Source organism: Streptomyces sp. WAC07094 (assembly GCF_036320405.1).
GTDB lineage: Bacteria > Actinomycetota > Actinomycetes > Streptomycetales > Streptomycetaceae > Streptomyces > Streptomyces lannensis.
Genome location: NZ_JAVMJZ010000001.1, coordinates 1,487,590 through 1,513,246 on the forward strand (window position 1 = coordinate 1,487,590; position 25,657 = coordinate 1,513,246).

Consider the following 25,657-nt stretch of genomic DNA (forward strand, 5'->3'; position numbering starts at 1 on the left):
GCGCCGGGCGCGGGAGGACGTTCCTTACCGTCCGGAACCGGCCGGGGGACGCCGATCCGGGCAGGCGGACGGGCTCACCGGCTGAGGTTGGCGCCCCGGCACGCTCCGCGGTTCGGGCGCCACCCCGGGCAGGCGCACCGGCTTCAGGCGCCACCGAGGACAGGCTCCCCGGCTGAGGTGCCGCCCAGGATCAGCTCACCGGTTGGGACGCCACCCCGGCCGGGACGACGTCCTGCCGCCCCGGGCACGAGGGAGCCGTCTCACGTCTCCCTCTCCGGCATGTACTCGCCCTCCTCGAGGCCGAAGGTCCAGGCGACGCCTTCCCGGGCGGTGCGCATACGCGGCGGTACTCGAAGCCAGTACGTGCGGTGCGTACCGTCGGGCTCGGGCGTCGAGTTGACCACCTCGACCATCACCATCGGCTCGTCCCCGTCCAGTTCGATGCGCCACAGCACACCCGTCTCGTCCCGCTGGACCGGCTCGGCCCCGGACTCCGCCAGATACCGGTCGTAGCCGTAGTGCTCCAGCATCACGCGGCGCAGTTCGGCGTTCTCCTCCTCGCGTATCCGCTGCGGGGTCAGCCCGGCCAGCCCATCGAGGAACTCGGCGGGGACGGGCATGCCGCGCCACGCGTGCAGTGCAAATCCGTCGGGGAAGGCGAGCGCCGGTCCGTCGCCGCGATCGAGCCTGCCCGCCTCGTCCCGGTGCAGTTCCACCGGGCGTTCGCAGACGATCACGGTCCTTTCGTACGGCCACCACCAGCCCGCGGCGCGGGCGACCTCGGCGACCCCGTCGAGCGCCTCACCACCGTCCTGGCCGTCGAAGGCGGCGAGCCACGCCGCGTCGTGCTGGCCGAGGACCGCGTCGACCAGCACCAGCCTGACGGCCTGCTCGTCCCCAGCCGTACCGGCCAGGGCCTCGACCACACCGGTCCGTATGCGCTCGGTCAACATGACCGTGCCGTCCCACAGTTGAGCTCCCGTCAGGGACCAGTGCCCCGCCCACCCGGCCGGCCCGAGCCGGTCGAGGACGCCCTTCCGAGCGGCGGCCCACGGCCGTGTACGCACCGCCTCGCGCACACTGCGACCGGTCGCACCCTCCGCCGTGAGGCGTGCCGCCAGGGCGGCCCCTTCGCGGGGTGACCCCGCCCATACGACGGTCTCCGGCTCCTCCAGGGCCGCCAGCCGGTAGGCCAGGCGCAGTCCTTCCTCCGCGGCCCCCCGGTCCGCGGGGCCGGTCGCCGCCGCCACCTCGCGCCACTTCGCCATCGTGTCCGCCTGTGCGGTCTCCATCGGCGTGCTCACCCTTCCGCTCCCCCGCCGTCTCAGTCCGCCACGACGCGCACCGCGCCGGGCACGTACTCACGCTGCCGGACCACGCGGTACCAGCCCTTGGGCAGCGGTATGGCCGCGTGCTCCTCGTGCACCACCCGTCCGCCGTCCGGGAGATGGAGGTAGGAGACCGCGAACGGCCCGGTCTCACGCATGAGCGTCCCCGGCCCGACCACCGCGTGGGCATGTCCGGTGACCTCGCCGAGAGCGAGCACGAGCCGCCCTCGCGCGTCCCTCGGCTGTTGCGGCAGCCCCTCCGTGCCCGGTGGCAGCGCCGCCTCCGCGACGGGCATGATCAGGACGTCCCCCTGCCGGTACATGCGTGTCTCCCTTTCCGTCGGCGCCTCGCCGATCGATGTCCACGACGTTATGCGGGGGGTCTGACAACGCGGTCCCGAACGGCATCGGCCGGGGTGCGGCTCCGCGTCCGACCTGCGCTTCCGCACCACCGCCGCATCCACCACACCGCGGACCCGCACGGGCGGCCCCGGCCGGAGTCCGGTCACGACACCGACCGACCGCGGCCGCTGTCCCCGGGCTCGAGCGCCGCGGCAGCCGCCGGACGGCGGGCGCCCTCGTGCCACGAGACATCGCCAGTCGCGTGGGTCGGCCGCCCCGCCCCCGTCGAACCGGGTCGCGGACGGCTCCTGTTGATGGCGCGGACCGGCTCGACGACCCGTCGGGCTCCGGGCCGCCGGCCACGCACGGCCCGTTGCCGGCGGTGTCAGTGCCGCTTGGTAGAACTCTTCGCGAGCAACGCACCGCGTCCGCATCCCAGGAGGCCAGCGACATGTCCCCCGTCGAGCATCTTCAGGAACTGCACGGCCTCCCGGCCTTCGACTTCCCCGATCCCGGGACCCACCGCGAGCTGCCCGCCGCGGGCGATGTGGCCTGGCGGCTGGCCGTCGACGCCTATGGAGACTCCTCGGAGGGTTTCGCCGACCTCTGGGACCGATTCCTCGGCTCCGTGGACCCGTCCGGCGTCCGCGCGATCGTCGTGGGTCAGTGGGGTGAGGCGTACGACAACGACTCCAGCGTCATCGTGCAGCGCCTCGTGGATGCCCGGGACCGGCTGACGGCTCTTCGGGCCGTGTTCATCGGGGACCTGGAGATGGAGGAGGCGGAGATCTCCTGGATCGAGCAGTCCGACGTCACACCGGTCCTCGAGGCCTATCCGCTGCTGGAGGAGTTCGGGGTCCGTGGCGGCGCCGGACTGCGCTTCCCCGCCGTCCGGCACAAGCATCTGCGCAGGCTCCGGTTCGAGGCCGGCGGCCTGCCGGGGGAGGTCGTACGCGGTGTCGCCGCCGGCGAGTTCCCCGCCCTGGAGAGCCTCGACCTGTGGCTCGGCGTGGAGGAGTACGGCGGCGATGCGACGGTCGCCGACCTCGCTCCGATCCTGGCGGGGGGACGCTTCCCGGCGCTGCGCCATCTCGGCCTGCGCAACAGCGAGATACAGGACGAGATCGCCGCCGTCGTCGCCGGGTCCCCGGTCGTCGCCCAGCTGACGTCGCTCGACCTGTCCCTCGGCGTGCTCACCGACGAGGGGGTGACGGCGCTCCTCGGCGGCCAGCCCCTCACCCACCTGACCCGGCTCGACCTCCACCACAACTTCGTCAGCGAACCGGTCGCCGAGCGGATCCGAACGGCCCTGGAGCCGTCCGGCGTCGAGATCGACCTGTCCGAAGTAGGCGACTCCTGGGAGGACGACGGCGTCGTCCACCGTTTCACCGCCGTCGCGGAATGAGGACACGATGACGTTCGCCGATCACTTCGAGACGTTCCACGGGCTGCCCGTCCACACCCTTCCGGAGCGGCCCGAAGAGGCACTTCCGGCAGCGGGCGCCGTGGCCTGGCGACTGGACTGCCACGTGGCCGAGTCCATGTCGTTCGACGACCTGTGGCAAAGCTTCGTGGACCGGGTGCCGAGCACCGAGGTACGGGCTCTGGTCATCGGACCCTGGTGGTACGACGAGTACAGCGAACTGCGCCCGGCGCTCGAGCTCATCCTCGCCGACGCGCCGCGATTCCCCGCACTGCGGGCCCTGTTCCTCGCCGACGTCACCGGCGAGGAGTGCGAGATCTCCTGGCTGCAGCTCACCGATGTCACTCCCGTGCTGGAGGCCTTCCCGCTGCTGGAGGAGCTGGCCGTCCGCGGCGGCGACTCGCAGGGGCTCGGCGAGGAGCCCCTGTCGCTGCGCCCGGTGCGCCACGAAGCGCTGCGCATAATGCGCTTCGAGTCGGGGGGCCTGCCCGCACAGGTGGTCCGCGCGGTCGGCGCCAGCGAACTGCCCGCGCTGGAGCACCTGGAGCTGTGGCTCGGTGTGTCCCAGTACGGCGGTGACACGACGGTCGCCGACCTCGCGCCGGTCCTGGCCGGAGGACGCTTCCCCGCGCTGCGCCGTCTCGGCCTTCAGGACAGCGAACTGCAGGACGAGATCGCGGCGGCGGTGGCCTCGGCGCCCGTCGTGGCACAGCTTGAATCGCTGAGCCTGTCCATGGGGACCCTCACCGACGCGGGTGCCGAAGCCCTGCTCCGGGGTCAGCCGTTGTCCCATCTGAAGCGGCTGGACCTGCACCACCACTTCCTCAGCGAGTCGGTGGCCGACCGGGTGCGTACCGCCTTCGGCTCCGCAGGCACCGAGGTCGACCTGTCGGACCAGTGCGCCCCGCACCGCTGGCGGGACGAGGAGTGGCGCTATGTCGCTGTCTCCGAGTAGTCCGGCGCCGCGCACCGGTCTCCGGTTCGCCGTCGTCGGCAATCCCGAGAACCGGCGGACGTCGATGTTCGCCGACGCCGTGCGGGCCGCGGGTCACGGGACGCCCCGTGTCCTCCCATGGCCGGACGTGCTGCGCGGGCGGTACGCCTTCACGCCGGGCGAGTGGGTGCGGATCGACTCCCCTGGCGAGAACGCGGAGGTCGACCGGCTGTTGCGGGGCACCGACGACCCGGCGCGCGTCGAGGGAACGGCGCTGTGGCACCGCCGCTTCACCGCCGTACTGCGGGACGTGGCCCGTGCGGCGCACCGTGCGGGCGCGGTGACCTCCGCCGACCCGGAGGACGTCGCGGTCATGTTCGACAAGCGCCGCTGCCACGCCCGGCTGAGCGCCGCGGGCGTGCCGGTCCCTCCGGCCCTTACGGGTGCGGTCGGCGGCTGGGAGGAGCTCAAGGACCGGCTGAAGCAGGCCCGCCTGGCGCGGGTGTTCGTCAAGCCGGCACACGGCTCGTCGGCCTCGGGGATCGTGGCGCTGGAGACGGCAGGTCCCGGCCGGGTCAAGGCGACGACCTCCGTGGAGACCGCGCCCGACGGCCGCCTGTACAACTCGCTCCGGGTACGGCACTACACCTCGGAGCCGGAGGTCGCCGCCCTCGTTGACGCCCTGGTCCCGGACGGCATCCACGTCGAACGGTGGCTGCCCAAGGCCTCGCAGGGCGGCCGGGCCTGCGATCTGCGGGTGGTGGTCGTCGCGGGACGTGCCACTCACGCCGTCGTGCGGACCAGCCGGCATCCCATGACGAATCTCCATCTGGGTGGCGCCCGCGGCGACCTGGACGCGGCACGCGCGGCGATCACGGCCGCGGGAGGCAGGTTCGCCGACGTGCTGGAGACGGCCGAACGGGCGGCCGCGTGTTTCCCGGGCACTCTCTGCGTCGGTGTGGACATCCTGCCGAGCGCGGGATGGCGGCGGTTCACCGTCGGAGAGGTGAACGCATTCGGCGATCTGCTGCCCCGCCTGACCGGCCTGCCCGGCAGCGGAGCCGAGGGCCTGGACACCTACGCGGCACAGGTCGCCGCGGCACAGGTCGCCGTACGACGTACGGAACGCAAGGAGCACCACCATGACACCACCGCTTGACATGAACGACATCGTGGGCAGCCACGACCTGCTGCTGGTCACGCTGGACACACTCCGCCACGACGTGGCCGAGGAGCTGGCCGCGGCCGGCCGCATACCGAACCTGGCACGCCATCTGCCCGGCGGCGGCTGGGAACGCCGGCACGCACCCGGCAACTTCACCTACGCCTCGCACCAGGCCATGTTCGCGGGATTCCTGCCGACACCGGCCACGCCGGGACCGCACCCACGGCTCTTCGCCGCCCGCTTCGCGGGCAGCGAGACCACGGCGGACGGCACCTTCGTCTACGACACCCCCGACCTGGTCTCGGGGCTGGCCGGCGTCGGCTACCGCACCGTGTGCATCGGCGGGGTGGGGTTCTTCAACAAGCAAGGGCCGCTGGGCTCCGTCCTGCCCGGAATGTTCCATGAGAGTCACTGGGAGCCGGAGTTCGGGGTGGTCTCACCCACCTCCTTCGAGGCCCAGGTGACCTGCGCCGAGAAGGTCGTCGCCGAACTCCCCCCGGAGCAACGCCTGTTCCTCTTCGTGAACGTGGCCGCCCTGCACCAGCCCAACTGGTTCCATCTGCCCGGCGCCACTCGAGAGGACGGCGACACCCGGGCCACTCACGCGGCCGCCCTCGAGTACGTGGACCGGCACATCGGGCGGCTGTTCGACGCCGCGAGCAGCCGCCGTCCGTGCTTCGCCATCGTCTGCTCCGACCACGGCACCGCCTACGGCGAGGACGGCTACACCGGCCACCGTGTCGGCCACGACGTCGTCTGGACCGTGCCCTATGCCCACTTCTTCCTCGATGAGGCCGCATGACCACCGCCGAAGCCGCGGCCCTGCCCGCCGTCCGCCCGTACCAGCACTACGTCTACGCCTATCCGCACAAGACCGCGTACCGGCCCCTGCCCCGGGAGCGCGCCCTTCTGCGCGAACTGTGGGCCGCTGAACCGAAGAACGCCCTCTCGCTCTACTTCCACATCCCGTTCTGCGAGGTACGGTGCGGCTTCTGCAACCTCTTCACCCGGATCGGGGCACCGGACGGTCTGACAGCGGCCTACCTGGACGCGCTGGAGCGTCAGGCGGTCGCGGTGCGTGAGGCGCTGGGCGACGGCGCGCGGTTCGCGAATGCGGCCTTCGGTGGCGGCACTCCGACCTTCCTGGAGGCCGCGGAGCTCGAGCGGCTGTGCGATCTGGCCGAGCACGGCCTGGGCGCCGACCTGCTGGCCGTCCCGTTGTCCGTGGAGGCCTCGCCCGCGACCGCGACGGCGGACCGGCTGTCCGTGCTGGCCTCCCGCGGCACCACACGGCTGAGCCTCGGGGTGCAGAGCTTCGTCGACTCCGAGGCCCGGGCGGCCGTGCGTCCCCAGCGCCGGGCGGACGTCGAGGCGGCGCTCGCCCGGGTCCGCGACGCCGGAATCCCCGTCCTGAACATCGACCTGATCTACGGCATCGAGGGGCAGACCGAGCAGTCCTGGAGCCGTTCCCTCGACGCCGCTCTCGCCTGGCGGCCCGAGGAGCTGTATCTGTATCCCCTCTACGTCCGCCCGCTCACGGGTCTTGGCCGGCATCACGGCCGGCCCACCGAGGAGGCCGACTGGGACGAACACCGGCTGCGGCTGTACCGACACGGCCGCGACCACCTGCTCGCGCGGGGCTATGAACAGGTCTCGATGCGCATGTTCCGCCGTGCGGACGCCCCGTCGACCGGAGGAGAGGACTACGCGTGCCAGACCGACGGCATGGTCGGCCTCGGCTGCGGCGCACGCTCGTACACCACGAAGCTGCACTACTCCTTCGACTACGCGGTGGACATGCATCGCATACGCGCGATCATCGACGACTACACCGCCCGCTCCACCGACGGCTTCCGCCGTGCCGACTACGGCTGGGAGATGAACGCGGACGACGCCCGGCGCCGTCATCTGCTGCAGTCTTTGCTCCAGGCCGAGGGCATGCCCCTCGCCGGCTACCGGACCCGATTCGGCACTGCGCCCGAGGACGATTTCCCCGACGAGCTGGACCGGTTCCACGACCGGGGCTGGCTTGACGACTCCACCGGTCCGGCGCTGCTGCGCCTGTCTCCCGAGGGCCTGGCCCACTCCGACGCGCTGGGACCCGAGTTGTTCTCCGCCGCCGTGCGGGAGCGCATGACCGCGTACGAACCGAAGTGACGGAGCCCGCATGGACCTGACGATCCTCTACCGCGGCCCGCTGGCGTCGTGCGACTACGACTGCCCCTACTGCCCCTTCGCCAAGCGGCGGGACAGCCGCGCCCAACTGACGGCGGACCGCGCCGCACTGGAGCGTTTCGCCGACTGGGCGGTCGCGCAGCGCGAGGACCGGCTCTCCCTGCTGTTCACGCCCTGGGGTGAGGGCCTGGTGCGTTCCTGGTACCGGTACACCCTCGTGGAACTGAGCCGGTTGCCGCATGTGAACCGGGTGGCGATCCAGACCAACCTCAGCTGCCGCACGAACTGGCTGGACGAGGCCGACTTGGACACCATCGCCCTGTGGTGCACCTTCCACCCCGGGCAGACGCCGTACGACCGCTTCCTGGCCAAGTGCCATGATCTCGCCTCCCGCGGCGTCCGGCACAGCGTCGGCGTCGTGGGCCTCCCGGAGCACCTGGAGCACGCGCGCCGCCTGCGCGCCGACCTCCCCCCGCACGTCTATCTGTGGATCAACGCCGCCGAAGGCCACACCTACACCGATGACGAGGCCGACCGATGGACCGACCTCGACCCGCTCTTCCCTTACAGCCGCCACCCGCACCGCAGCGGCGGTCTGCCCTGCCGTACGGGCGAGTCCGTCATATCGGTGGACGGAGAGGGCACGGTGCGGCGCTGTCACTTCGTCCGGTCGGAGTTGGGCAACCTGTACGACGGCTCATACCGCCGAGCACTGCGTCCACGCGCCTGCCCGTTGGCCGCCTGCGACTGCCACATCGGGTACGTCCACTTGGAGACGCTGCCTCTGTACGACGTGTTCGCAGGCGGGGTCCTGGAGCGGATCCCCGCCGCGCTCCCCCCGGTTCGTATCTGACGGCTCGGCCGATCCGTCACCATGTTCTGTTCCTCGCCCATGGCACGAGCTGATTCTCTTCGGCGTCAACGCCGGCGCCGAGCCGCCGACCTGTCCGTGATACTCGTGCGATGGACAGCTACGAGGGCTCGGCGACACTTGAGTGGTGGGCCAACCGCTCGACGTGCTTGGCCCGGTTCGGTGTGCGAGTCGCGATCCACGTCACCGGCGACGACTGGACGTGTGAGGCGATCCCCGAGCCTCCACTGTCCGAGGAGGACCGGGAGGGTTTCGGTTTCCTGATGAAACTCGACCCGGTCTTCACCCTGGGTTTCGACGAGGAGAGCGCGCTGCTGGTCAACGTCGTCCCAGCAGGGGACCACGGACGACTCACTCTCACGGCTTTCCAGACACAGGCGGGAGTCGACAGCTCGCACAACAAACGCCGCGCGGGGCAGGGAAGGCCCGTGCCATCCTGTGGCGGTGCTCCTGAGTGATCACGCGACCAGTGTCGAGCTCGGCCCGTTGCGCTATGAGTTCCCCGTGGTCCGCGGCGACGTACACGACGACAACTGGCTGGTCGTCACCGGCGCGGTCACGACTCCCGAGGGCAGTTGGTCCTTCACCGATCCATGTCTGCTCACGGGTGAGGCCCGTGAGGTGGCCGCCTGGCTGCGCGGTGTGGCTGCGGGGACGGTGGCGGTGAGCGAACCTGCCGCCGAAGACGAGTGGTTGTCCCCCGACACGTGGTTCATCGAGCCGGTCCTGGCCTTCAGCCTCGCCGATCGACGTGAGGACGGGGTGGTGATCCGCGTTCACCTGTCTTTGGAGGCGGCACCGCCGTGGCGGCAGGGTGACAACCGGGCCGACATCTACCAGTACTTCGTGATGGTGCGCGTCGATACGGCTGCCCTGCTCGACGCGGCGGACCAGTGGGACCTTGCTCTGGCCTCCTTCCCGAACCGCTGATCACCATCGGTTCGCCATCGGATGCGGATCTCGGCGACGGTGGGCGGCCGGGACGTGGGCGCCACTGTGCGGGCCGTCGCGGAGCGGGCCGCCACGGTGATCGTCGTTCACCTCCCGGACGATGCCGTTCCGTGGACTTCCGACATGTGACACGGCCCCGAGGGTGAGCTGGGCAGCGGTGCCCGCGAGGAGCGCCGTCGCGTCTGGCGAAAACCGCTGACAACGGAACCCTTCCGGGGCCAGCGCCGATCCTGCCTCCGTCGAGCCTGCATTCGCCCAGGTCACAAGCTTGGTCGCCCCCTCACGTGACGGTCGGCCGCGCGCAACGTTCACCCTCGGGGACCTTGCCTCCCCTTTTTATAGGTTTCGTGCATTTTTGTCCCCGAGTGGGCTACTCGCTCCGGAGGCCGGGTCCGGCGCCGGTACAGCGTGCACGGGTTGTCCGGCCGGCCAGGACACAGTGCGTACCGCTCGGACGGAGGGAATCCCGATGGAGGCTCTGGTGTACGAAGGTCCGCGCGAGGTCGTGGTGAGGGACATGCCCGATGCCAGGATCGAGCGACCCACCGATGTCCTGGTGAGGATCACCACGACCAATATCTGCGGTTCCGATCTGCACATGTACGAAGGCCGTACCGACCTGGAGTCCGGCCGCATCCTCGGCCACGAGAACATGGGCGAGGTCATCGAGGTCGGCGACGGCGTGGACCGGGTCAGGGTCGGCGACATGGTCAGTCTGCCGTTCAACATCTCCTGTGGTTTCTGCCGCAACTGCGAGCACGGGCTGACCGGGTTCTGTCTGACCACTCCGGACGATCCGACGATGGCAGGGGCGGCGTACGGATTCGCGGGCATGGGTCCCTACAGCGGGGGGCAGGCCGAGTTCCTGCGGGTGCCCTACGGCGACCACAACTGTCTGGTCCTGCCCGAGGACGCCGCCGAGCGGCAGAGCGACTACACGATGCTCTCCGACGTCTTCCCCACCGGCTGGCACGCCACCCAGCTGGCCCGGGTGGAACCGGGCGACACCGTCGTCATCTACGGTGCCGGTCCGGTGGGGCTGATGGCCGCCCTGTCCGCGACGCTGAAGAGCGCGGCGAAGGTGATGGTGGTCGACCGCCATCCCGACCGTCTCGCGCTCGCGGAGCAGATCGGCGCCATCTCCATCGACGACTCCAAGGGGTCACCCGTCGACCGGGTCCTGGAGGAGACCAAGGGGCTCGGCGCGGACCGGGGCTGTGAGTGCGTGGGCTACCAGGCACACGACACCCAGGGCAACGAGCACCCCAACCTCACGCTCAATCGTCTGGTCGACTCGGTGAAGTTCACCGGCACGATCGGTGTGGTCGGAGTCTTCGTCGCACAGGATCCGAAGAGCCCCGACCCGCTGTACAAGGAGGGCGAAGTCGCCTTCGACTACGGCAGGTTCTGGTTCAAGGGCCAGAGCATCGGCAATGGACAGGCCAACGTCAAGGACTACAATCGGCAGCTGTGCGGGCTGATCGAGCAGGGCAAGGCCAAGCCGTCCTGGATCGTCTCCCATGAGCTGCCCCTCGACCGGGCGCCCGAAGGCTACCGGCACTTCGACGCCCGGGACGACGGTTGGACGAAGGTCATCCTCCACCCCGAAGGCGCCTGACCGGACGCCCGCGGTCGCCCATCCGTTTCACCGTCAGCGCGCCGTCCGTCTCGGCAACATCCGTGGACAGGGTGAACACCGCGCTGTTCACCCGCTCCACGACCGGGGTGTCGCTCACCGTTCGGTCCGCGAGGGCCGTTCGTTGCGGTGGCGGTGACCGGGCAGGAACTCCTGGACCTTGGCCTTGAAGCCCTGGCGGACCACGGCCGCCCGATCGCTGTCGCCCTTGATGACGGAGGCCGCGGCCGCCTCGATCTGGTCGAGGGTGGCGTGCGGCGGGATGGGCGGCACGGCCGGGTCGGTGACGAAGTCGAGCACACAGGGCCGGTCGGTGGCGAGTGCGGTCTCCCAGGCACCGCGCACATCGACCGGCTTCTCGACCCGCAGCCCCTCGAGGCCGATGAGACGGGCGAAGTCGGCGTAGGCGACATCGGGGATCGACTGGGAGGGCAGGAACTGCGGGGCGCCCTCCATGGCGCGCATCTCCCAGGTGACCTGGTTGAGGTCCTGGTTGTTCAGAATGGCGACGATCAGACGCGGGTCCTCCCACTCGCGGTAGTACTTCGCGACGGTGATCAGCTCGGCCATGCCGTTCATCTGCATCGCGCCGTCGCCCACCAGGGCGATCGCCGGACGGTCGCCGTGCGCGAACTTGGCACCGATGACGTACGGCACTCCAGGACCCATGGTGGCGAGCGTTCCGGACAGCGAGCCGCGCATGGCGCCGCGCAGTTTCAGGTGACGGGCGTACCAGTTGGCGGCCGAGCCGGAGTCCGAGGCGAGGACGACGTTGTCGGGCAGCAGGTCGTTGAGGGCGTGGGCGACGTACTCGGGGTTGATCGGGTAGGCGTCGACGGCGGCACGTCGTTCCATGACCTCCCACCAACGGGCCGTGTTCTTCTCGATCTTCCTGCGCCAGCCCTGGTCCTTGCCGGAGTCCAGGAGCGGCAGCAGCCGGTCGAGTGTCTCGCGGGAGTCGCCGACGAGGTTCACCTCGAACGGGTAGCGCAGGCCGACCATGTGCGGATCGATGTCGATCTGCACCGCCCGAGCCTGCCCGAACTCCGGCAGGAACTGGGTGTAGGGGAACGACGAGCCGATGACCAGGAGCGTGTCGCAGCCCTGCATCATCTCGTACGACGGCCGGGTGCCCAGCAGCCCGATGGAGCCGGTGACGTACGGCAGGTCGTCGTCCAGGGCGTCCTTTCCCAGCAGCGCCTTGGCGACGCCCGCGCCGAGCCGGTCGGCGACGGCCATGACCTCCTGCCGTGCCCCGCGGGCGCCCTGACCGATGAGGATCGCGACCTTGTCGCCCGCGTTGAGCACGTCGGCGGCGCGTGTGACGTCCTCGTGCGACGGCACCGGCGCGTAGTTCGGCATGCCGAGGCTCGACGGCACCATCTTGAACGCGTGCTGGGGCGGCGAGTAGTCGAGTTCCTGCACATCGGCGGGGATGATGACGGCCGTGACCGAGCGTCGTGCCATGGCCGTGCGCATCGCCCGGTCCAGCACGTTGGGCAGTTGCTCGGGGACGGTGACCATCTCGCAGAAGTCGGAGGCGACGTCCTTGTACAGGCTCAGCAGGTCGACCTCCTGCTGATAGGAGCCGCCCATGGCGCTGCGGTTGGTCTGCCCCACGATCGCCACGACCGGGACGTGGTCGAGCTTGGCGTCGTACAGACCGTTGAGCAGGTGGATCGCGCCGGGCCCGGAGGTGGCGGCGCAGACGCCGACCCTGCCGGAGAACTTGGCGTAGCCGACGGCCTCGAAGGCGGCCATCTCCTCGTGCCGGGCCTGGATGAACCGGGGTTTGTCGTCGGCCCGGCCCCAGGCCGCGAGCAGGCCGTTGATGCCATCGCCGGGATAGGCGAAGACGTGCTCCACCCCCCAGTCGCGCAGTCGCTCCAGGACGTGGTCGGAGACCTTCATCGACATGTTCGAGGACCTTTCCGGAGGTTGCTGTGAAGGGACGCGGTCACTGACGGCGCAGTGCGCGGAGGGCTCTGTGACCGGCGGCCGTCGCCACCGCGGCCGTGAGGGCGGCGGCGCCCGCGGTGGTCGCGCACCGGGCAGCGAGGGAGGGGCGGGAGGGCCGCTCGGCCAGACGCTCGGGGTCCTGGCCGGGCAGGTTCCCCTCGAGGCCGAGGGCAAGCACCTCGGCCAGATGCAGGGCCCGGCGTCCGGTGCGACGGTCATCGGATCTCGGCATCCACCGCCCCACGCAGCGCCGCCTCCAGACCGGAGGCATCCACCGTGGAACCGCCGGAGGAGGAGGCACGAGTCATTGGGGAAACCGCCTTCGTTGATTCCGGGGCGTGCGGGACATCGGGCCGTACGAGCGGCACCCCGACGGCCGGTTCGTCGAGTACCCGCCCTTTCCAGGCGCAAGGCGTACTTTCCCTATCCATTACGACCTATGGGTGCTCGGCAGTCATTACGGCGTATGGGCGTTCGACGACGCCGCTCGCGCGGCTCCGGCAATCGGAAGGCCCATTCGGCTGCGGGAACGGCCCGGCCGCGCGGCGGACAAAGCTCGCGGGCTCTGTGTGGGCCCGGGCCGCGCACGGGTTCCCGGGGCCGCCCGCGGCAAACGGCCGGGTCGAAAGCGGCTCGTGCGGGTACCCGGATGGGACCCGACGACGGCGCCCGACGGAGGAACCGTAAGGCGTTGATTCGGCAAACGTTGAATCGGTGACCGCCCATGACCACAAAGACCGGCAGGAAAACGGCTCGATCCGGGAAGACCGGCAGGTCGACGGACAAGGCTGCCGTCCGCGCCCTCCTCGAACACCAGCCGCACACCTACGCGGCGGAGGCCGGCATCCGGCTACGCAACACTCCGGCCCCGCTGTACCAGATGCTCGTCCTGGCGACGCTTCTCAGTGCCCGCATCAAGGCAGACACAGCGGTGGCTGCGGCCAGGGCGCTGTTCGACGCCGGGTTCCGAAGTCCGCGGTCGATGGCGGACGCGACCTGGCAGCAACGCGTCGACGCACTCGGCGAGGGCGGCTACCGGCGCTACGACGAGCGCACCGCGACGATGCTCGGCGAAGGAGCCGAGCTGTTGCTCGAACGCTACGCCGGCGACCTGCGCAGGCTGCGCGAGGAGCCCGACCCGAGGGCGGCCCTGTTGGACGTGCCCGGGATCGGGCCGACCGGAGTCGACATCTTCCTGCGGGACGTACAGGGCCTCTGGCCCGAGTTCGCGCCGTACATCGACGACAAGGCCCGTGACGGCGCCCGGCGGCTGGGGCTGCCCACGACGCCTGGGAAACTGGGCGGTCTTGTCGACGACCGCGAGCTGCCGAGGCTGGCGGACGGCCTTGTGCACACGGCCCTCGACCAGCCCTTCGCCGACGAGGTGCGCGCGGCGGCCCGGGCGGTATGAGCGGCCCCGCGTTCACGGCGGTCTCTCACTGAGCCCCGCAGTCGCGGGCCCCGGCCGACGGCTTGGAGGCCTGCCTCACCGCGCGTCCCGGGGCCGTCGCTCGGGTGCCGGCGGCGGCGCCGGGGCGGACGCTCATGCCTTTCCGCGGCCGGTCACGAAGTCGCGCACCCGATCGACCAGACCCGCGCCCGGTGCCAGGAGCTTGTTACCGGGAGGAGTGTCCGGAGCGCCGGGGTGCGGACGTGTCGGCGCGACCTTCTTGGCACGTCGGATACGGTCACCGAGCCTGTCCAGCTCCTGCGGTGTGCAGACCTGCGCGAGGCTGGGGAAGAGCTGTTGCTCCTCCTCCGACACATGCTCGGTGACCTCCATGATCAGCTTCTGGGCCAGGTCCTCGAACCGGGGGTCGTCGACGTCGAGGTGCTCCAGGTCCTTCAGGATGCGTTCCACCTCGGCGTGATCCTGGATCTCCTTGTCGGCCAGGGCGTCGCCGCCCGGCAGGTACTCCCGCACAGCCGGATAGAGGTACATCTCCTCGGCGACGGAGTGCCGCACGAGCTCGACGGTGAGTTCGTCCACGACGGTCCTGCGGTCCTTGTGGCCTGTCGGCAGCGCGCGCAGGCGCTCGAAGAACTCCTCGACTTCGCGGTGGTCCGTGGTGAGTTCGTCGATGACGTTGCCACCGTGTCCCATCAGACACCTCTTTCGGCTCGGGTTCGGTCGTCGTTTGGTGGGTTCCCCCTCCCGCGGCAGTCAGGCATACATCATCGGCCGCGCCCCTGGGCGGCGGCGTCGGTCAGCATCATGATCGAACAGGGCAGCGCACTCATCGCTCGGCGGAGGCAGCGAACAGCGGCAGTGTCTCCGTCAGCTCACACACGCGTTCCACCACCGGGCTGGCCGCCCGAATGGTCACGGTCTTGCCCTCCTTCAAGGCCGTCCGGCGCACCGCGAGCAGGACGTTGAGACTGGAGCAGTCCCAGAAGGTGACCTCACGCAGATCGAGGTCGATCCCCCGGAGGGAACGGCCGAGGGCCCTGACCAGGGAGCGCCTGAGCACGCCTTCGGACTCGTAGTCGATCGCGCCGCGCAGCACCACGATCATCCGGTCGCCACTGCGACGACTGCTCACGGTGATGAGATTCAGCGGGCTCGGGAGCGCCATGGCTCGTCCCTCGCGTTGTGTCGACGACTTCACCCTGTGGGCCGGCTCCGGCCTCGCGGCCTGTGCAAAGGGCACTGTCCGTCCTCCCCTTGCGGACTTTCCATGAGAACACGTCATTGGATACATGAAATATATGTCACCCGTCTGTCCCACGCCAAGGGCCTCGGACCATAGGATTGAGACATGGATGAAGTGCCCGTGTCTCACACCGGATGGACGTTCCTCACCAATCACGCCCGCGTGCTGGCGGCCATCGCCGACGATCCGAACATCCGCATCCGTGACATCGCCGCGTACTGTCGGCTCACCGAGCGCGCCGTCCAGCGGATCATCTCCGACCTCGAGCAGGACGGTTATCTGTCCCACACTCGTGACGGGCGGACCAATACGTACCGGATCGACCCGGGCAAGGTGCTTCGGCATCCGGCCGAGGCGGGCCTCACGGTGGCCTCCCTGCTCTCCCTGCTCGTCCAGGACGAGACCACCCGGGCCTCGCAGCCGGCCGTGCAGGCGCGTCCCGAGCAGTGACGCCGGCATCTTCGAGCGCTGACGGACGCCCCTGCCGTCCACAGCGCTGAAGCGGGCCGGACGCGGGAGCGCCGGGAGCGGCGGCCCGCAGCCTTCGGGTTTCGCCGAGCACGTTCCCGGTACCCAGGCGCGGGGGCACCCGTCAGCAGGTGCGGGCCACGACGGACGGGCGAAGGCGCCCGTACCGGCGGGTCCGGAGCCGACGGGTCCCCGGTCCGATCCGTCAGGGGAGCGCTCATGGGTGTGTCCGACCGTTTCCGGGAATGGCCCGTCTACCGGCAGTTGAAGGGGGAGGATCGCCTGGGCCGGGGCAGCGCCGCCAAGTCCCGGCACACGGAGCGGTTGCGTCCACGGACCGACACCGCCGACCATGTGACGCAGTCGATCTGCCCGTACTGCGCGGTCGGCTGCGGGCAGCAGGTGTACGTCAAGGACGACAAGGTAGTCCAGATCGAGGGTGATCCCGCTTCGCCCGTCAGCCGCGGACGGCTGTGCCCAAAGGGCTCGGCGACCCTCCAGCTCACCACGGGACCCGCCCGCCGCCACCAGGTCCTCCACCGCGCCCCGCACGGTACCGACTGGGAGCCCCTCGACCTGGAGACGGCCATGGACATGGTCGCCGACCGGGTGATCGCGACGCGCCGCGACACCTGGGAGTGGGAGCGCGACGGCGTGCGGACCGCTCGGACGATGGGCATCGCGAGCCTCGGCGGAGCCACCCTCGACAACGAGGAGAACTACCTCATCAAGAAGCTGCTGACCGGCCTCGGCGTCGTGCAGGTGGAGAACCAGGCCCGGGTCTGCCACAGTTCCACCGTCGCCGGCCTCGGCACCTCGTTCGGTCGCGGCGGCGCGACCACCTTCATGCAGGACCTGCAGCACTCCGACTGCATCGTCATCCAGGGCTCCAACTACGCCGAAGCCCATCCGGTGGGCTTCCAATGGGTGATGGAGGCCAAGGCCCGCGGCGCGTACATCATCCACGTCGACCCCCGGTACACACGTACCAGCGCCCTCGCCGACCTGCACGTCCCGATCCGGGCGGGCAGCGACATCGCCTTCCTCGGCGGGATCATCAACCACGTCCTCACCGAGGAGAAGGACTTCCGCGAATACGTCCTGCACTACACCAATGCGGCGACCCTGGTGAGCGAGGACTTCCGCGACACGGAGGACCTCGACGGCGTCTTCTCCGGACTCGACGAGGAGAAGGGCCACTACGACCCGCGCAGCTGGCAGTACGAGGGCGTCCAGGTGCAGCAGCCGACCGGCGAGGCCGACGAGCAGTACGAGGACCGGGTGCACGCCGCCGGCGGGGCCGAGGCGCACGGGTCCGGAGGAGCGCGCACCGCGCCCCGTGCCCCCGCCGACCCGACACTGCGGCATCCGCGGTGCGTCTACCAGGTCCTCAAGAGGCACTTCGCCCGCTACACACCCGAGTTGGTGGAGGACGTCTGCGGTGTGCCCCGCGACACGTTCCTGCGCGTCTGTGCCGCCCTCACCGCCAACTCCGGCCGGGAGAGGACCAGTTCCTTCGCCTACGCGGTCGGCTGGACACAGCACTCGGTGGGCTCGCAGTACATCCGCGCCGCGAGCATCCTGCAACTGCTGCTCGGCAACATCGGGCGCCCCGGTGGAGGAATCCAGGCGCTGCGGGGCCACGCCTCCATCCAGGGCTCCAGCGACATCCCCACCCTGTTCAACCTGCTGCCCGGCTATCTGCCGATGCCGCACGCCCACAAGCATCTCGACCTCGACACGTTCGTCGGGACGACCCGGACGGAGAAGGGCTTCTGGGCGTCGATGCGGGCGTATTTCGTCAGCCTGCTGAAGGCCTACTACGGGGACGCCGCAACCGAGGACAACGACTTCTGCTTCGATCACCTGCCGCGCCTGACCGGTTCCCACTCCACGTACGAGACGGTGATGGCCCAGCTCGACGGCACCTGCAAGGGCTACTTCCTGATGGGCGAGAACCCGGCGGTGGGCTCGGCCAACACCCGGCTTCAGCGCCTGGGCATGGCCGGGCTCGACTGGCTCGTCGTCAGGGACTTCTCGCTGATCGAGTCCGCGACCTGGTGGCAGGACGGACCGGAGATCGAGAGCGGCGAGCTGCGGACCGAGGACATCGGCACGGAGGTCTTCTTCTTCCCGGCCGCGGCGCACACCGAGAAGTCCGGCTCCTTCACCAACACCAACCGCTGGGTGCAGTGGCACCACGCGGCCGTCGAACCCGAGGGCGACGCGCGCAGCGATCTGTGGTTCACGTACCACCTCGGTCGACGCATCAAGGAGAAGCTGGCGGGCTCCACCGATCCGATGGACCGGGCGATCCTTGACCTCAGCTGGGAGTACCCCGTCGACGGCCCCCTCGCGGAACCCGTCGCCGACGCCGTCCTCGCCGAGATCAACGGTCATGGCCCCGACGGCCGCCCTCTCACGGCCTACACCGAACTGAAGGACGACGGCTCGACCCGCTGCGGCTGCTGGATCTACTGCGGGGTGTACGCCGACGGTGTCAACCAGGCGGCCCGCAAGAAGCCGGGGTCCCAGCAGGACTGGGTGGCCGCGGAGTGGGCCTGGGCCTGGCCCGCCAACCGCCGCATCCTCTACAACCGCGCCTCGGCGGCCCCCGACGGCACCCCGTGGAGCGAACGCAAGGCGTACCTCTGGTGGGACGCGGACGCCGGACGATGGGACGGCCACGACGTCCCGGACTTCATCCCCGACCGGGCGCCCGACTTCGTACCGGACGACAACGCGACGGGCCCGCAGGCACTGCGCGGCGACGACCCGTTCATCATGCAGGCCGACGGAAAGGGCTGGCTGTACGCGCCCGCGGGGCTGGAGGACGGCCCGATGCCGACCCACTACGAGCCGCAGGACTCGCCCTTCACCAACGCCCTGTATCCCGCCACCCCCCGCTCCCCCACACGGCAGGTGCTGTCGCGCGAGGGCAACCGCTACCACCCGAGCGGCGACGAGCCGGGCGCCGGCGTCTATCCGTACATCGTGACCACACACCGGTTGACCGAGCACTTCACGGCGGGCGGCATGAGCCGCTGGTCCCCGTATCTGTCCGAGTTGCAGCCGGAGTTCTTCTGCGAGGTCTCACCGCAGCTGGCGGCGGAGCGCGGACTGGAACCCGACGGCTGGGCGACCATCGTCACCGCACGCAACGCCATCGAGGCCCGGGTGCTGGTGACCGAGCGGATCCGGCCGCTGACCGTCCAGGGCCGCACCGTCCATCAGATCGGCCTGCCCTTCCACTGGGGTCCCAACGGAGTGTCCACCGGGGACGCCGCCAATGAACTCGTCGCCATCGCCCTCGATCCCAACGCCCATATCCAGGAGGACAAGGCGCTGACCGCGGACATCCGGCCGGGGCGCCGCCCCCGGGGACCGGACCTGCCGCGTCTGGTCGCCGAGTACCGCCGCCGCGCGGGCATCACCGACACCACCGGAACGGAGACCCGGGCATGAGCGCAGGCAGCGAGGAAAGGGTCGGGTTCTTCACCGACACGTCCGTGTGCATCGGCTGCAAGGCCTGCGAGGTGGCCTGCAAGGAGTGGAACGCCATCCCGGAGGACGGTCTCTCCCTCAGCGGCATGTCCTACGACAACACCCAGGCGCTGGGCGCGTCCACCTGGCGGCACGTCGCGTTCATCGAACAACCGAGGCCCGAAGGACGCACCGAACTCCCGCTCACCGAACCGGCGTCGGCGAACGGCCCCCGGCACGGTGACGGTGGCCCCGCCGGTGACATGCGCTGGCTGATGTCCTCCGACGTGTGCAAGCACTGCACGCATGCGGCGTGCCTCGACGTGTGTCCCACCGGCTCCCTGTTCCGCACCGAGTTCGGCACCGTGGTGGTGCAGGAGGACATCTGCAACGGCTGCGGCTACTGCGTCCCCGCCTGCCCCTACGGCGTCATCGAACAACGCCCCGGCGACGGGCGGGCCTTCAAGTGCACTCTCTGCTACGACCGGCTCGGCGTCGGCCAGGAGCCCGCCTGCGCCAAGGCCTGCCCGACCGAGTCCATCCGGTTCGGACCGCTCGACGAACTGCGTGAGCGGGCGGCACTTCGCGTCGACCAGCTGCACAAGGAGGGCGTCACCGAGGCCCGGCTGTACGGGCACGATCCCGACAACGGAGTGGGGGGCGACGGCGCATTCTTCCTGCTGCTCGACCGGCCCGAGGTCTACGGGCTGCCTCCGGACCCCGTCGTCACCACGCGTGACCTGCCGACGATGTGGAAACACGCGGGCGCCGCCGCGCTCTCCCTGCTGGGCGGTCTCGCGCTCTCGTTCGCGCTGCCGGGAAGGGGGCGGCGATGACCGGCACCCGGGGCGCGGGGCGCCGGCGGGCCCGCACGGGCGAACAACTGATGGTACCCAGGGCGGAGTTCGACTCGTACTACGGGCGTCCCGTCATCAAGGCGCCCTCCTGGGCCGCACGCGACATCGCCGGGTACTTCTTCCTCGGGGGTCTCGCCGGCGCGGGCTCCGTGGTCGCGGCGGGAGCGCACCTCACCGGCCGCGGCCGTACGGCGACCGCGATGAAGGTCTCCTCGCTCACCGCGGTCTCCCTCTCCGCCGCCGCGCTCATCCACGACCTGGGCCGCCCCGAGCGTTTCGCGAACATGCTGAGGGTCTTCAAACCCACCTCTCCCATGAGTGTCGGCTCCTGGCTGCTGAGCGCCTACGGTCCGGCGGCGGGGGCGGCCGCCGTCAGCGCGGTGACAGGGCGGCTACCCAGGGCGGGGGCGGCCGCGACCGCGGCGGCAGCTCTGCTCGGCCCGGCCGTGGCCGCCTACACCGGGGTCCTCGCCGCGGACACGGCGGTGCCCGCATGGCACGGCGCGCACCGCGAACTGCCCTATCTCTTCGCCGCCTCCGCGACGGCCGCAGCCGCCGGCATGGCCCTCGTGGCCGGACCTGTCCGAGAGAACACACCTGCCCGGTGTGCCGCCGGGCTGGCCGCCCTCGCCGAGACGGCGGTCACCGAGGCGGCGGAGCACCGCCTCGGAATGGTCGCCGAAACATACCGGGAGGGCCGCGCGGGGACACTCCTGCGCGCGTCCCGGGTCCTCACCCTCGCGGGCGGCCTCGCGGCCGCCTGCCTCGGCCACCGTCGGCCCGCCGCGGTCGCATCCGGTCTGGCGCTGCTGGCGGGCTCCGTGTGCACGCGTTTCGGTGTCTTCGCCGCGGGCGTCGCCTCGGCCGAGGACCCGAAGTACACGGTGGTGCCCCAGCGAGAGGGGACGTAGCAAGGCGCGATCGGTCACGCTCGGCGGCGGCACGTTCCGGCCACCTCCACCCGGGTACCCGTACCGCCGTCGACAAGCACGGTGCCGACGGTGGAGTGCTTGTCCCGCATCGGGGCGTTCCCCCGATAGACGGCACGAGGTGGTGAACGGGGTGCACATGCCCGAAGGGCAGGGGGGCAGCGCACTCGTCGTGATCGACATGATCAACACATACGATCACAAGGACGCCGAGCTGCTCGTGCCGTCCGCCGAGCGCATTGTGCCGGTCCTCGCAGACTTGATCCACAGAGCCCGCGCGGGCGATACGCCGGTGATCTATGCAAACGACAACTTCGGACTGTGGCGGTCCCACCAAGGAGAACTCGTGGAGGCCGCGCTGGCGGGCCCGCACGCCCGTCTCGTCGGGCCGATCAGACCGGACGAGGACTCCCTTTTCGTGGTGAAGGCACGCCATTCCATCTTTTACGAGACACCCATGTCCTACTTGCTGTGGCAACTGAACGTTCGACATGTGGTGCTGTGCGGCCAGGTCACCGAGCAGTGCGTTCTCTACTCGGCTCTCGACGCTCACATCCGCCATCTGAACGTCACCGTCCCGAAGGACGCCGTCGCCTCCATCCACCGCCACCTGGAGGATGCAGCCCTGGAGATGATGGAGCGCAACATGGCGGCCCGAATCGTCAGGGCGCAGGAGGTCGGCTTCACGCCCCCGGCCGGCTGACCCGGTCCCCCGACCGGGCGTGGACGCACGGCTTGGCCGCTCACCGGTCACCCCTCGTCGAGGTCTGGCACCTCGGGCACCACAGGGTTCTGCGCCCGGCAACACGGGTCGAGCGCAGGGATGCGCCGCAGCGGGGGCACGACGGTTCGCCGTCGTCCCTGCGCCCGGTGAGCCAGGAGCGTCGAGGGGGCACGCGACCGGCCCGCACGGACGCCGTGAGTACCCGGCCCATCGCGGAGTGGATACGGCGCAGTGCCGTGCGATCCAGATCCCGGGCCGGCGTCCGGGGATCCACCCGAGCCCGCCACAGGATCTCGTCGCACAGCAGGTTTCCGAGACCGGCGATCACGGACTGGTCCATCAGCGCGCTCTTGACCGCGCCACGCCGCCCCGACAGCAGGTCCTGGAACTCGGCTCGGTCCACCGTCAGGGCGTCGGGACCCAGTCCGTCCACGATCCGGTCGACGGTGTACTCGTCGGCCAACCGTACGCCCTGAAGCTTGCGTTGATCGTGATAGCGCAGATCGCGGGCCTCGTCGAGGGTCAGGACGATGCGGTCGTGCGGTTCGATCGGCTCGTCGGGGCGGCAGCATCTCAGCGATCCGGTCATACCGAAGTGACAGACCAGGGTGGACCCGCCATCGGTCGGCACGAACAGCCACTTGCCGTGACGCCAGGCCTTCCCCAGACGTCGGCCCGTCAGCTCCCTGCGCAGCCGCTTCTCGGTGACACCCCGCAGCACTCCTGCGTCGCGCACCTCGATGTCCGTGACACGCCGACTGCGACCGCAGTTCATGAGCACCTGGCGGAACGCCTCGACATCCGGGAGCTCGGGCATGGGCTCGTTCCCGTCTTTCCACGTCCCCGGCGGTGGGCGGGTCCCGCCGCCGGCTACCCGCCGCCGTGCGCGTGGTGCGCCCGCTGGTTCAGCCGCCGGGCCGCGCGATCGTTGAGAGCGCTGCCCCAGTCACGCAGTCGCGCTGCCACCGGATGCCCCGACCTGTCCGGGCCCGGTTCGATGTCCCGGCCCGGGTGCAGACCCGCGGCATCGCTCCCTTCCGGTGGGCGCGGCAGCGCCCGGACCGCCAGCGCGCTGAGCCGGGTGGTCAGTGCGGGGGCCACTCCGTGGGTGAGACCGGCCGCCTTCGCCATCGGGGTGAGCACGATACGGGCCCGGCGCCGCTCCACGGCGGTCACGATGCGGTCGGCGGCGCGGCGCGCGTCCATCGAGACCACTGGGCTGCCCGCGAGCGCCGAGAACCAGGCGAACTCCGCGCCCACGTTCCCGCCGAACTCCGCGGCAAGGTGGGAACCGGTCCGCATCAGCCCCGGGTGGACCGCCGTCACGCTCACGCCGCGGCCCCGTAGTTCGGTGTGCAGGCCCTCGGCAAGGGCGGCGACGGCGGATTTCGCACACGAGTAGGGCAGCAGGTGCGGTACCGCGAGAAGTCCTCCGACCGAGCCGATCAGTGCCAGGCGTCCGTCGCCCCGGCCGCGGCGCAGCCAGGGCAGGGCTTCGAGCGAGGTGTGCACGGCACCCATGTACATGGTCTCCATGGCCGACCGGAACTCGTCGACCCCGATCGACTCCACCGGCGCGACCTGGATGATGCCCGCGTTCGCGATCACCACGTCGATCCCGCCCTGTGCTTCGGCGGCGTGCGTCATCAGTGAGGCGACCGTCGCACGGTCGGTCACGTCGCAGGGCGCGGTGCGCACGCGCGCGTCGGGGCGACTTTCGGTCAGGAACTGCCGCGCCCGGCCGAGCTCCTCCTCGTCCCGGGCCGCGATCGTGACCGCGCACCCCCGGATGAGCAGTTGTTCGGCGAGCAGCAGTCCAAGGCCGCGTGAGCCGCCCGTGACCACCGCGGAGAGTCCTGACATGGAGTCTTCGTGAGAGCGGGACAGCAGCAACGTCATCACGTCCACCTTCCGGGCCTGAGCGGGGCACCGTGGTTGCGGGTACCGCGGTGGCGCGGGCTCACACGGCGTGCCGACCGAGAGTCGCCTGCCCGGCCGGGCGCCGGAGGGACAGGGATGCGCACGGTGTCACCGCGGCAGGCCGGTGGCCGGTCCGGCCGCGTCCTCGGTGACCAGGTCCAGGAGTGCGTGCAGGCCGCCCCTGCGCGTGGCGGCACGCTGCCGGTCGGCTCCCGTACCGGCGTCGAGCATCCTGTGCAGGCCTTCGGCGACCCGGTCGTGGTCACCGAACCTGCGCAGGGCGGGGGCGACATGGTCGTACAGCGTCTCGGCGACCTGTCCGGCCGGTGCGGGCTTTCCGCTGCGCGGATCGACCAGCACATCGCTCAGACCGTGACGGGCCGCGTGCCAGCCGGCCGCGGTGAGGATGCCCGCCGGAGGATTCGGGGCGACAAGGCCCGAGCGGGTCTCGTCCAGACCCGTGGCGACCAGTCCACGGACCAGACCGGCGAGCGTCACCGCGCTGTCGACGTCGATCTGCACGTCCGGCGCCCGTATCTCCAGCGTCGGATAGCAGTCGGAGAGCCTCGCCTGCCAGTACAGCTGACGCCGATCCGGTATCACGCCGGTGGCCAGCAGCTCCCCGACACGCTGCTCGTACTGCGTGGCGTCCGCGGCGAACGGCGGCACACCGCTGGCCGGCCACCGGCCGAACACCACCGTGCGCCAGCTGGCGAACCCGCTGTCCTTGCCCTGCCAGAACGGGGAATTGGCGCCGAGCGCGACCAGTACCGCCAGCCACGGCCGCAACCGGGCCAGCGCACCGGCCCCCGGCGACCGGCCGGGGACGGCCACGTGCACGTGCATACCGCAGATCAGCTGCTCGTCGACCAGAAGCGCCGCCTCATTGTGCATGTCCTCATAGCGAGGCAGCGGCGTTACCGGCACCGCGGTGCGGGCGGCCACCGGGGCGGCGCCGGTCGCCGCGGCCACACAGCCGCTGCGCCGTGCCGCCCTACCCACGGCCTGCCTCAGCCGCACCAGATGCGCTGCGACCTCCGCCAGGTCCCCGCACACCGGTGTAGCCACCTCGATCTGCGCCTGCAGCAACTCCCTGTCGACCTCGCCGCCCGCCAGCGTGGGCTCCAGACCGGCCGCGGCCTCCACCTGGCCCGCCGTCGGTGCGGGCAGCCCACTGCGCGCGTCGAGCAGAACGTACTCCTCTTCCACACCCAGCGTGACGGCACTACCGGCTGCGCCCATGTACGACCCCGACCTTCCGCCTTCGTGTACCTCGGACACGGCACCGGGTACCCCGAGGGCGCAACTGATGCGGTCCCTGTGATGCTCCTCCCGAGACCCGTGGACGGCGCCCGTCGACCGGGCTGTTTTGCACCGCGGCGGCTTCGGTGCCACGGTGAGAGGGAACCCTCATGGGTCAAGCGGCGCGTACGCCGCGCAGGACAAGGCAACATCGGCCATGGAGTCCCGACCACTCCCACATCACGGAGGCGACGTGGACACTCACGCCGGCAGGGTTCCTGGAGTGGTCCAGGAGATGGAGTCACGCTCCGACCGCATCCGGGAACTGGAGGCCGAGGTGACTCAGCTGCGGCAAGCGGTCACCGCACACGCGTTGATCGACCAGGCCATCGGCGTCCTCGTCGCCGTAGGACGGATCACGCCGGAAGAGGCCTGGGACGCGCTCCGTGAGACCTCCATGTGCACCAACACCAAGCTGCGCCAGGTTGCGGAGCTGGTGGTGGACTGGGCGCGGAACGGGTACCTCCCGGCGGACATCCGCGACGAACTCGCACCCCGGCTGCAACCGCATGAGCCCGGATAAAACGTTCCCTGTG

Annotated in this window: 24 protein-coding genes and 1 pseudogene; 16 read left to right on the top strand and 9 right to left on the bottom strand. The window is 70.6% G+C overall.

Features of this window, described 5'->3' with window-relative positions; genetic code table 11:
• Window positions 1–260: 260 nt before the first annotated feature.
• Together RCR19_RS06550 and RCR19_RS06555 are read right to left on the bottom strand one after the other, a co-directional pair.
• Window positions 261–1,268: a DUF6745 domain-containing protein gene (locus RCR19_RS06550; protein WP_331269361.1), complete on the bottom strand. Its 1,008-nt coding sequence runs from the start codon at window positions 1,266–1,268 to the stop codon at window positions 261–263.
• A 56-nt stretch (window positions 1,269–1,324) separates the two neighbouring features.
• Window positions 1,325–1,651, bottom strand: a complete 327-nt coding sequence (locus tag RCR19_RS06555; RefSeq protein ID WP_331264239.1) for a hypothetical protein — start codon at window positions 1,649–1,651, stop codon at window positions 1,325–1,327.
• Window positions 1,652–2,121: 470 nt separating this feature from the next.
• Here RCR19_RS06555 and RCR19_RS06560 point away from each other — a divergent pair, with 470 nt between their 5' ends.
• The 9 genes from RCR19_RS06560 (at window position 2,122) to RCR19_RS06600 (ending at window position 10,807) form a co-directional block, all read left to right on the top strand.
• Complete coding sequence (locus tag RCR19_RS06560; RefSeq protein WP_331264240.1) at window positions 2,122–3,075, top strand: STM4015 family protein; 954 nt, start codon at window positions 2,122–2,124, stop codon at window positions 3,073–3,075.
• Between the two features lie 7 nt (window positions 3,076–3,082).
• Window positions 3,083–4,048 carry an STM4015 family protein gene (locus RCR19_RS06565; protein WP_331264241.1) on the top strand — a complete coding sequence of 322 codons (966 nt, stop codon included), beginning with the start codon at window positions 3,083–3,085 and terminating at the stop codon, window positions 4,046–4,048.
• Complete coding sequence (locus RCR19_RS06570) at window positions 4,029–5,186, top strand: STM4014 family protein (RefSeq protein ID WP_331264242.1); 1,158 nt, start codon at window positions 4,029–4,031, stop codon at window positions 5,184–5,186. The genes RCR19_RS06565 and RCR19_RS06570 overlap by 20 nt, the downstream gene beginning before the upstream one ends.
• Window position 5,187: 1 nt before the next feature.
• Window positions 5,188–5,994 (top strand): STM4013/SEN3800 family hydrolase, encoded by an 807-nt coding sequence (locus RCR19_RS06575; protein WP_331269362.1) that lies wholly within the window; start codon window positions 5,188–5,190, stop codon window positions 5,992–5,994.
• Window positions 5,991–7,349 (top strand): STM4012 family radical SAM protein, encoded by a 1,359-nt coding sequence (locus RCR19_RS06580; protein WP_331264243.1) that lies wholly within the window; start codon window positions 5,991–5,993, stop codon window positions 7,347–7,349. Before RCR19_RS06575 ends, RCR19_RS06580 begins: the two co-directional genes overlap by 4 nt.
• 10 nt (window positions 7,350–7,359) lie before the next feature.
• Window positions 7,360–8,220 carry an STM4011 family radical SAM protein gene (locus tag RCR19_RS06585; RefSeq protein WP_331264244.1) on the top strand — a complete coding sequence of 287 codons (861 nt, stop codon included), beginning with the start codon at window positions 7,360–7,362 and terminating at the stop codon, window positions 8,218–8,220.
• A 110-nt stretch (window positions 8,221–8,330) separates the two neighbouring features.
• The gene (locus RCR19_RS06590; protein ID WP_331264245.1) at window positions 8,331–8,696 is read left to right on the top strand and encodes a hypothetical protein; all 366 of its coding nucleotides are present in this window, start codon (window positions 8,331–8,333) and stop codon (window positions 8,694–8,696) included.
• Entirely contained in the window at window positions 8,683–9,168 is a 486-nt protein-coding gene (locus RCR19_RS06595; protein ID WP_331264246.1) for a hypothetical protein, read from the top strand. Before RCR19_RS06590 ends, RCR19_RS06595 begins: the two co-directional genes overlap by 14 nt.
• A 490-nt stretch (window positions 9,169–9,658) precedes the next feature.
• The gene (locus tag RCR19_RS06600) at window positions 9,659–10,807 is read left to right on the top strand and encodes a glutathione-independent formaldehyde dehydrogenase (protein ID WP_331264247.1); all 1,149 of its coding nucleotides are present in this window, start codon (window positions 9,659–9,661) and stop codon (window positions 10,805–10,807) included.
• Between the two features lie 114 nt (window positions 10,808–10,921).
• On the opposite strand, the gene RCR19_RS06605 is transcribed toward RCR19_RS06600, so the two are convergent.
• Together RCR19_RS06605 and RCR19_RS06610 are read right to left on the bottom strand one after the other, a co-directional pair.
• On the bottom strand, window positions 10,922–12,742 hold the full coding sequence (locus RCR19_RS06605) for a thiamine pyrophosphate-requiring protein (protein WP_331264248.1): 1,821 nt from the start codon (window positions 12,740–12,742) through the stop codon (window positions 10,922–10,924).
• 40 nt (window positions 12,743–12,782) lie between these two features.
• Window positions 12,783–12,992: pseudogene (locus RCR19_RS06610) on the bottom strand (hypothetical protein); the annotation flags it as partial.
• Window positions 12,993–13,508: 516 nt separating this feature from the next.
• Here RCR19_RS06610 and RCR19_RS06615 point away from each other — a divergent pair.
• Complete coding sequence (locus RCR19_RS06615) at window positions 13,509–14,195, top strand: endonuclease (protein ID WP_331264249.1); 687 nt, start codon at window positions 13,509–13,511, stop codon at window positions 14,193–14,195.
• A gap of 132 nt (window positions 14,196–14,327) precedes the next feature.
• On the opposite strand, the gene RCR19_RS06620 is transcribed toward RCR19_RS06615, so the two are convergent.
• Together RCR19_RS06620 and RCR19_RS06625 are read right to left on the bottom strand one after the other, a co-directional pair.
• On the bottom strand, window positions 14,328–14,888 hold the full coding sequence (locus RCR19_RS06620) for a hemerythrin domain-containing protein (RefSeq protein WP_331264250.1): 561 nt from the start codon (window positions 14,886–14,888) through the stop codon (window positions 14,328–14,330).
• A 133-nt stretch (window positions 14,889–15,021) separates the two neighbouring features.
• On the bottom strand, window positions 15,022–15,360 hold the full coding sequence (locus tag RCR19_RS06625; RefSeq protein ID WP_331264251.1) for an STAS domain-containing protein: 339 nt from the start codon (window positions 15,358–15,360) through the stop codon (window positions 15,022–15,024).
• Window positions 15,361–15,543: 183 nt separating this feature from the next.
• Between RCR19_RS06625 and RCR19_RS06630 the strand changes: the two genes are divergently transcribed.
• The 5 genes from RCR19_RS06630 to RCR19_RS06650 all read left to right on the top strand — a co-directional run bounded on the left by RCR19_RS06630 (window position 15,544) and on the right by RCR19_RS06650 (window position 21,878).
• Window positions 15,544–15,888 (top strand): helix-turn-helix domain-containing protein, encoded by a 345-nt coding sequence (locus RCR19_RS06630; RefSeq protein ID WP_331264252.1) that lies wholly within the window; start codon window positions 15,544–15,546, stop codon window positions 15,886–15,888.
• Between the two features lie 237 nt (window positions 15,889–16,125).
• Window positions 16,126–19,371 (top strand): formate dehydrogenase, encoded by a 3,246-nt coding sequence (fdh, locus tag RCR19_RS06635; RefSeq protein WP_331264253.1) that lies wholly within the window; start codon window positions 16,126–16,128, stop codon window positions 19,369–19,371.
• Window positions 19,368–20,225 carry a 4Fe-4S dicluster domain-containing protein gene (locus RCR19_RS06640; RefSeq protein WP_331264254.1) on the top strand — a complete coding sequence of 286 codons (858 nt, stop codon included), beginning with the start codon at window positions 19,368–19,370 and terminating at the stop codon, window positions 20,223–20,225. Before fdh ends, RCR19_RS06640 begins: the two co-directional genes overlap by 4 nt.
• Entirely contained in the window at window positions 20,222–21,157 is a 936-nt protein-coding gene (gene nrfD / locus RCR19_RS06645) for an NrfD/PsrC family molybdoenzyme membrane anchor subunit (protein WP_331264255.1), read from the top strand. The genes RCR19_RS06640 and nrfD overlap by 4 nt, the downstream gene beginning before the upstream one ends.
• A gap of 157 nt (window positions 21,158–21,314) precedes the next feature.
• Window positions 21,315–21,878: an isochorismatase family cysteine hydrolase gene (locus RCR19_RS06650; protein ID WP_331264256.1), complete on the top strand. Its 564-nt coding sequence runs from the start codon at window positions 21,315–21,317 to the stop codon at window positions 21,876–21,878.
• A gap of 40 nt (window positions 21,879–21,918) precedes the next feature.
• Here the strand turns inward: RCR19_RS06650 and RCR19_RS06655 are convergent, their stop codons facing one another.
• From RCR19_RS06655 to RCR19_RS06665, 3 genes are all read right to left on the bottom strand, one after another.
• The gene (locus RCR19_RS06655; RefSeq protein WP_331264257.1) at window positions 21,919–22,716 is read right to left on the bottom strand and encodes a DNA-formamidopyrimidine glycosylase family protein; all 798 of its coding nucleotides are present in this window, start codon (window positions 22,714–22,716) and stop codon (window positions 21,919–21,921) included.
• Between the two features lie 53 nt (window positions 22,717–22,769).
• On the bottom strand, window positions 22,770–23,762 hold the full coding sequence (locus RCR19_RS06660; RefSeq protein ID WP_331264258.1) for an SDR family NAD(P)-dependent oxidoreductase: 993 nt from the start codon (window positions 23,760–23,762) through the stop codon (window positions 22,770–22,772).
• A 165-nt stretch (window positions 23,763–23,927) separates the two neighbouring features.
• Window positions 23,928–25,061: a glutamate--cysteine ligase gene (locus tag RCR19_RS06665; protein WP_331264259.1), complete on the bottom strand. Its 1,134-nt coding sequence runs from the start codon at window positions 25,059–25,061 to the stop codon at window positions 23,928–23,930.
• Window positions 25,062–25,314: 253 nt separating this feature from the next.
• Here RCR19_RS06665 and RCR19_RS06670 point away from each other — a divergent pair, with 253 nt between their 5' ends.
• Complete coding sequence (locus tag RCR19_RS06670) at window positions 25,315–25,644, top strand: ANTAR domain-containing protein (protein ID WP_331264260.1); 330 nt, start codon at window positions 25,315–25,317, stop codon at window positions 25,642–25,644.
• Window positions 25,645–25,657: the final 13 nt, after the last annotated feature.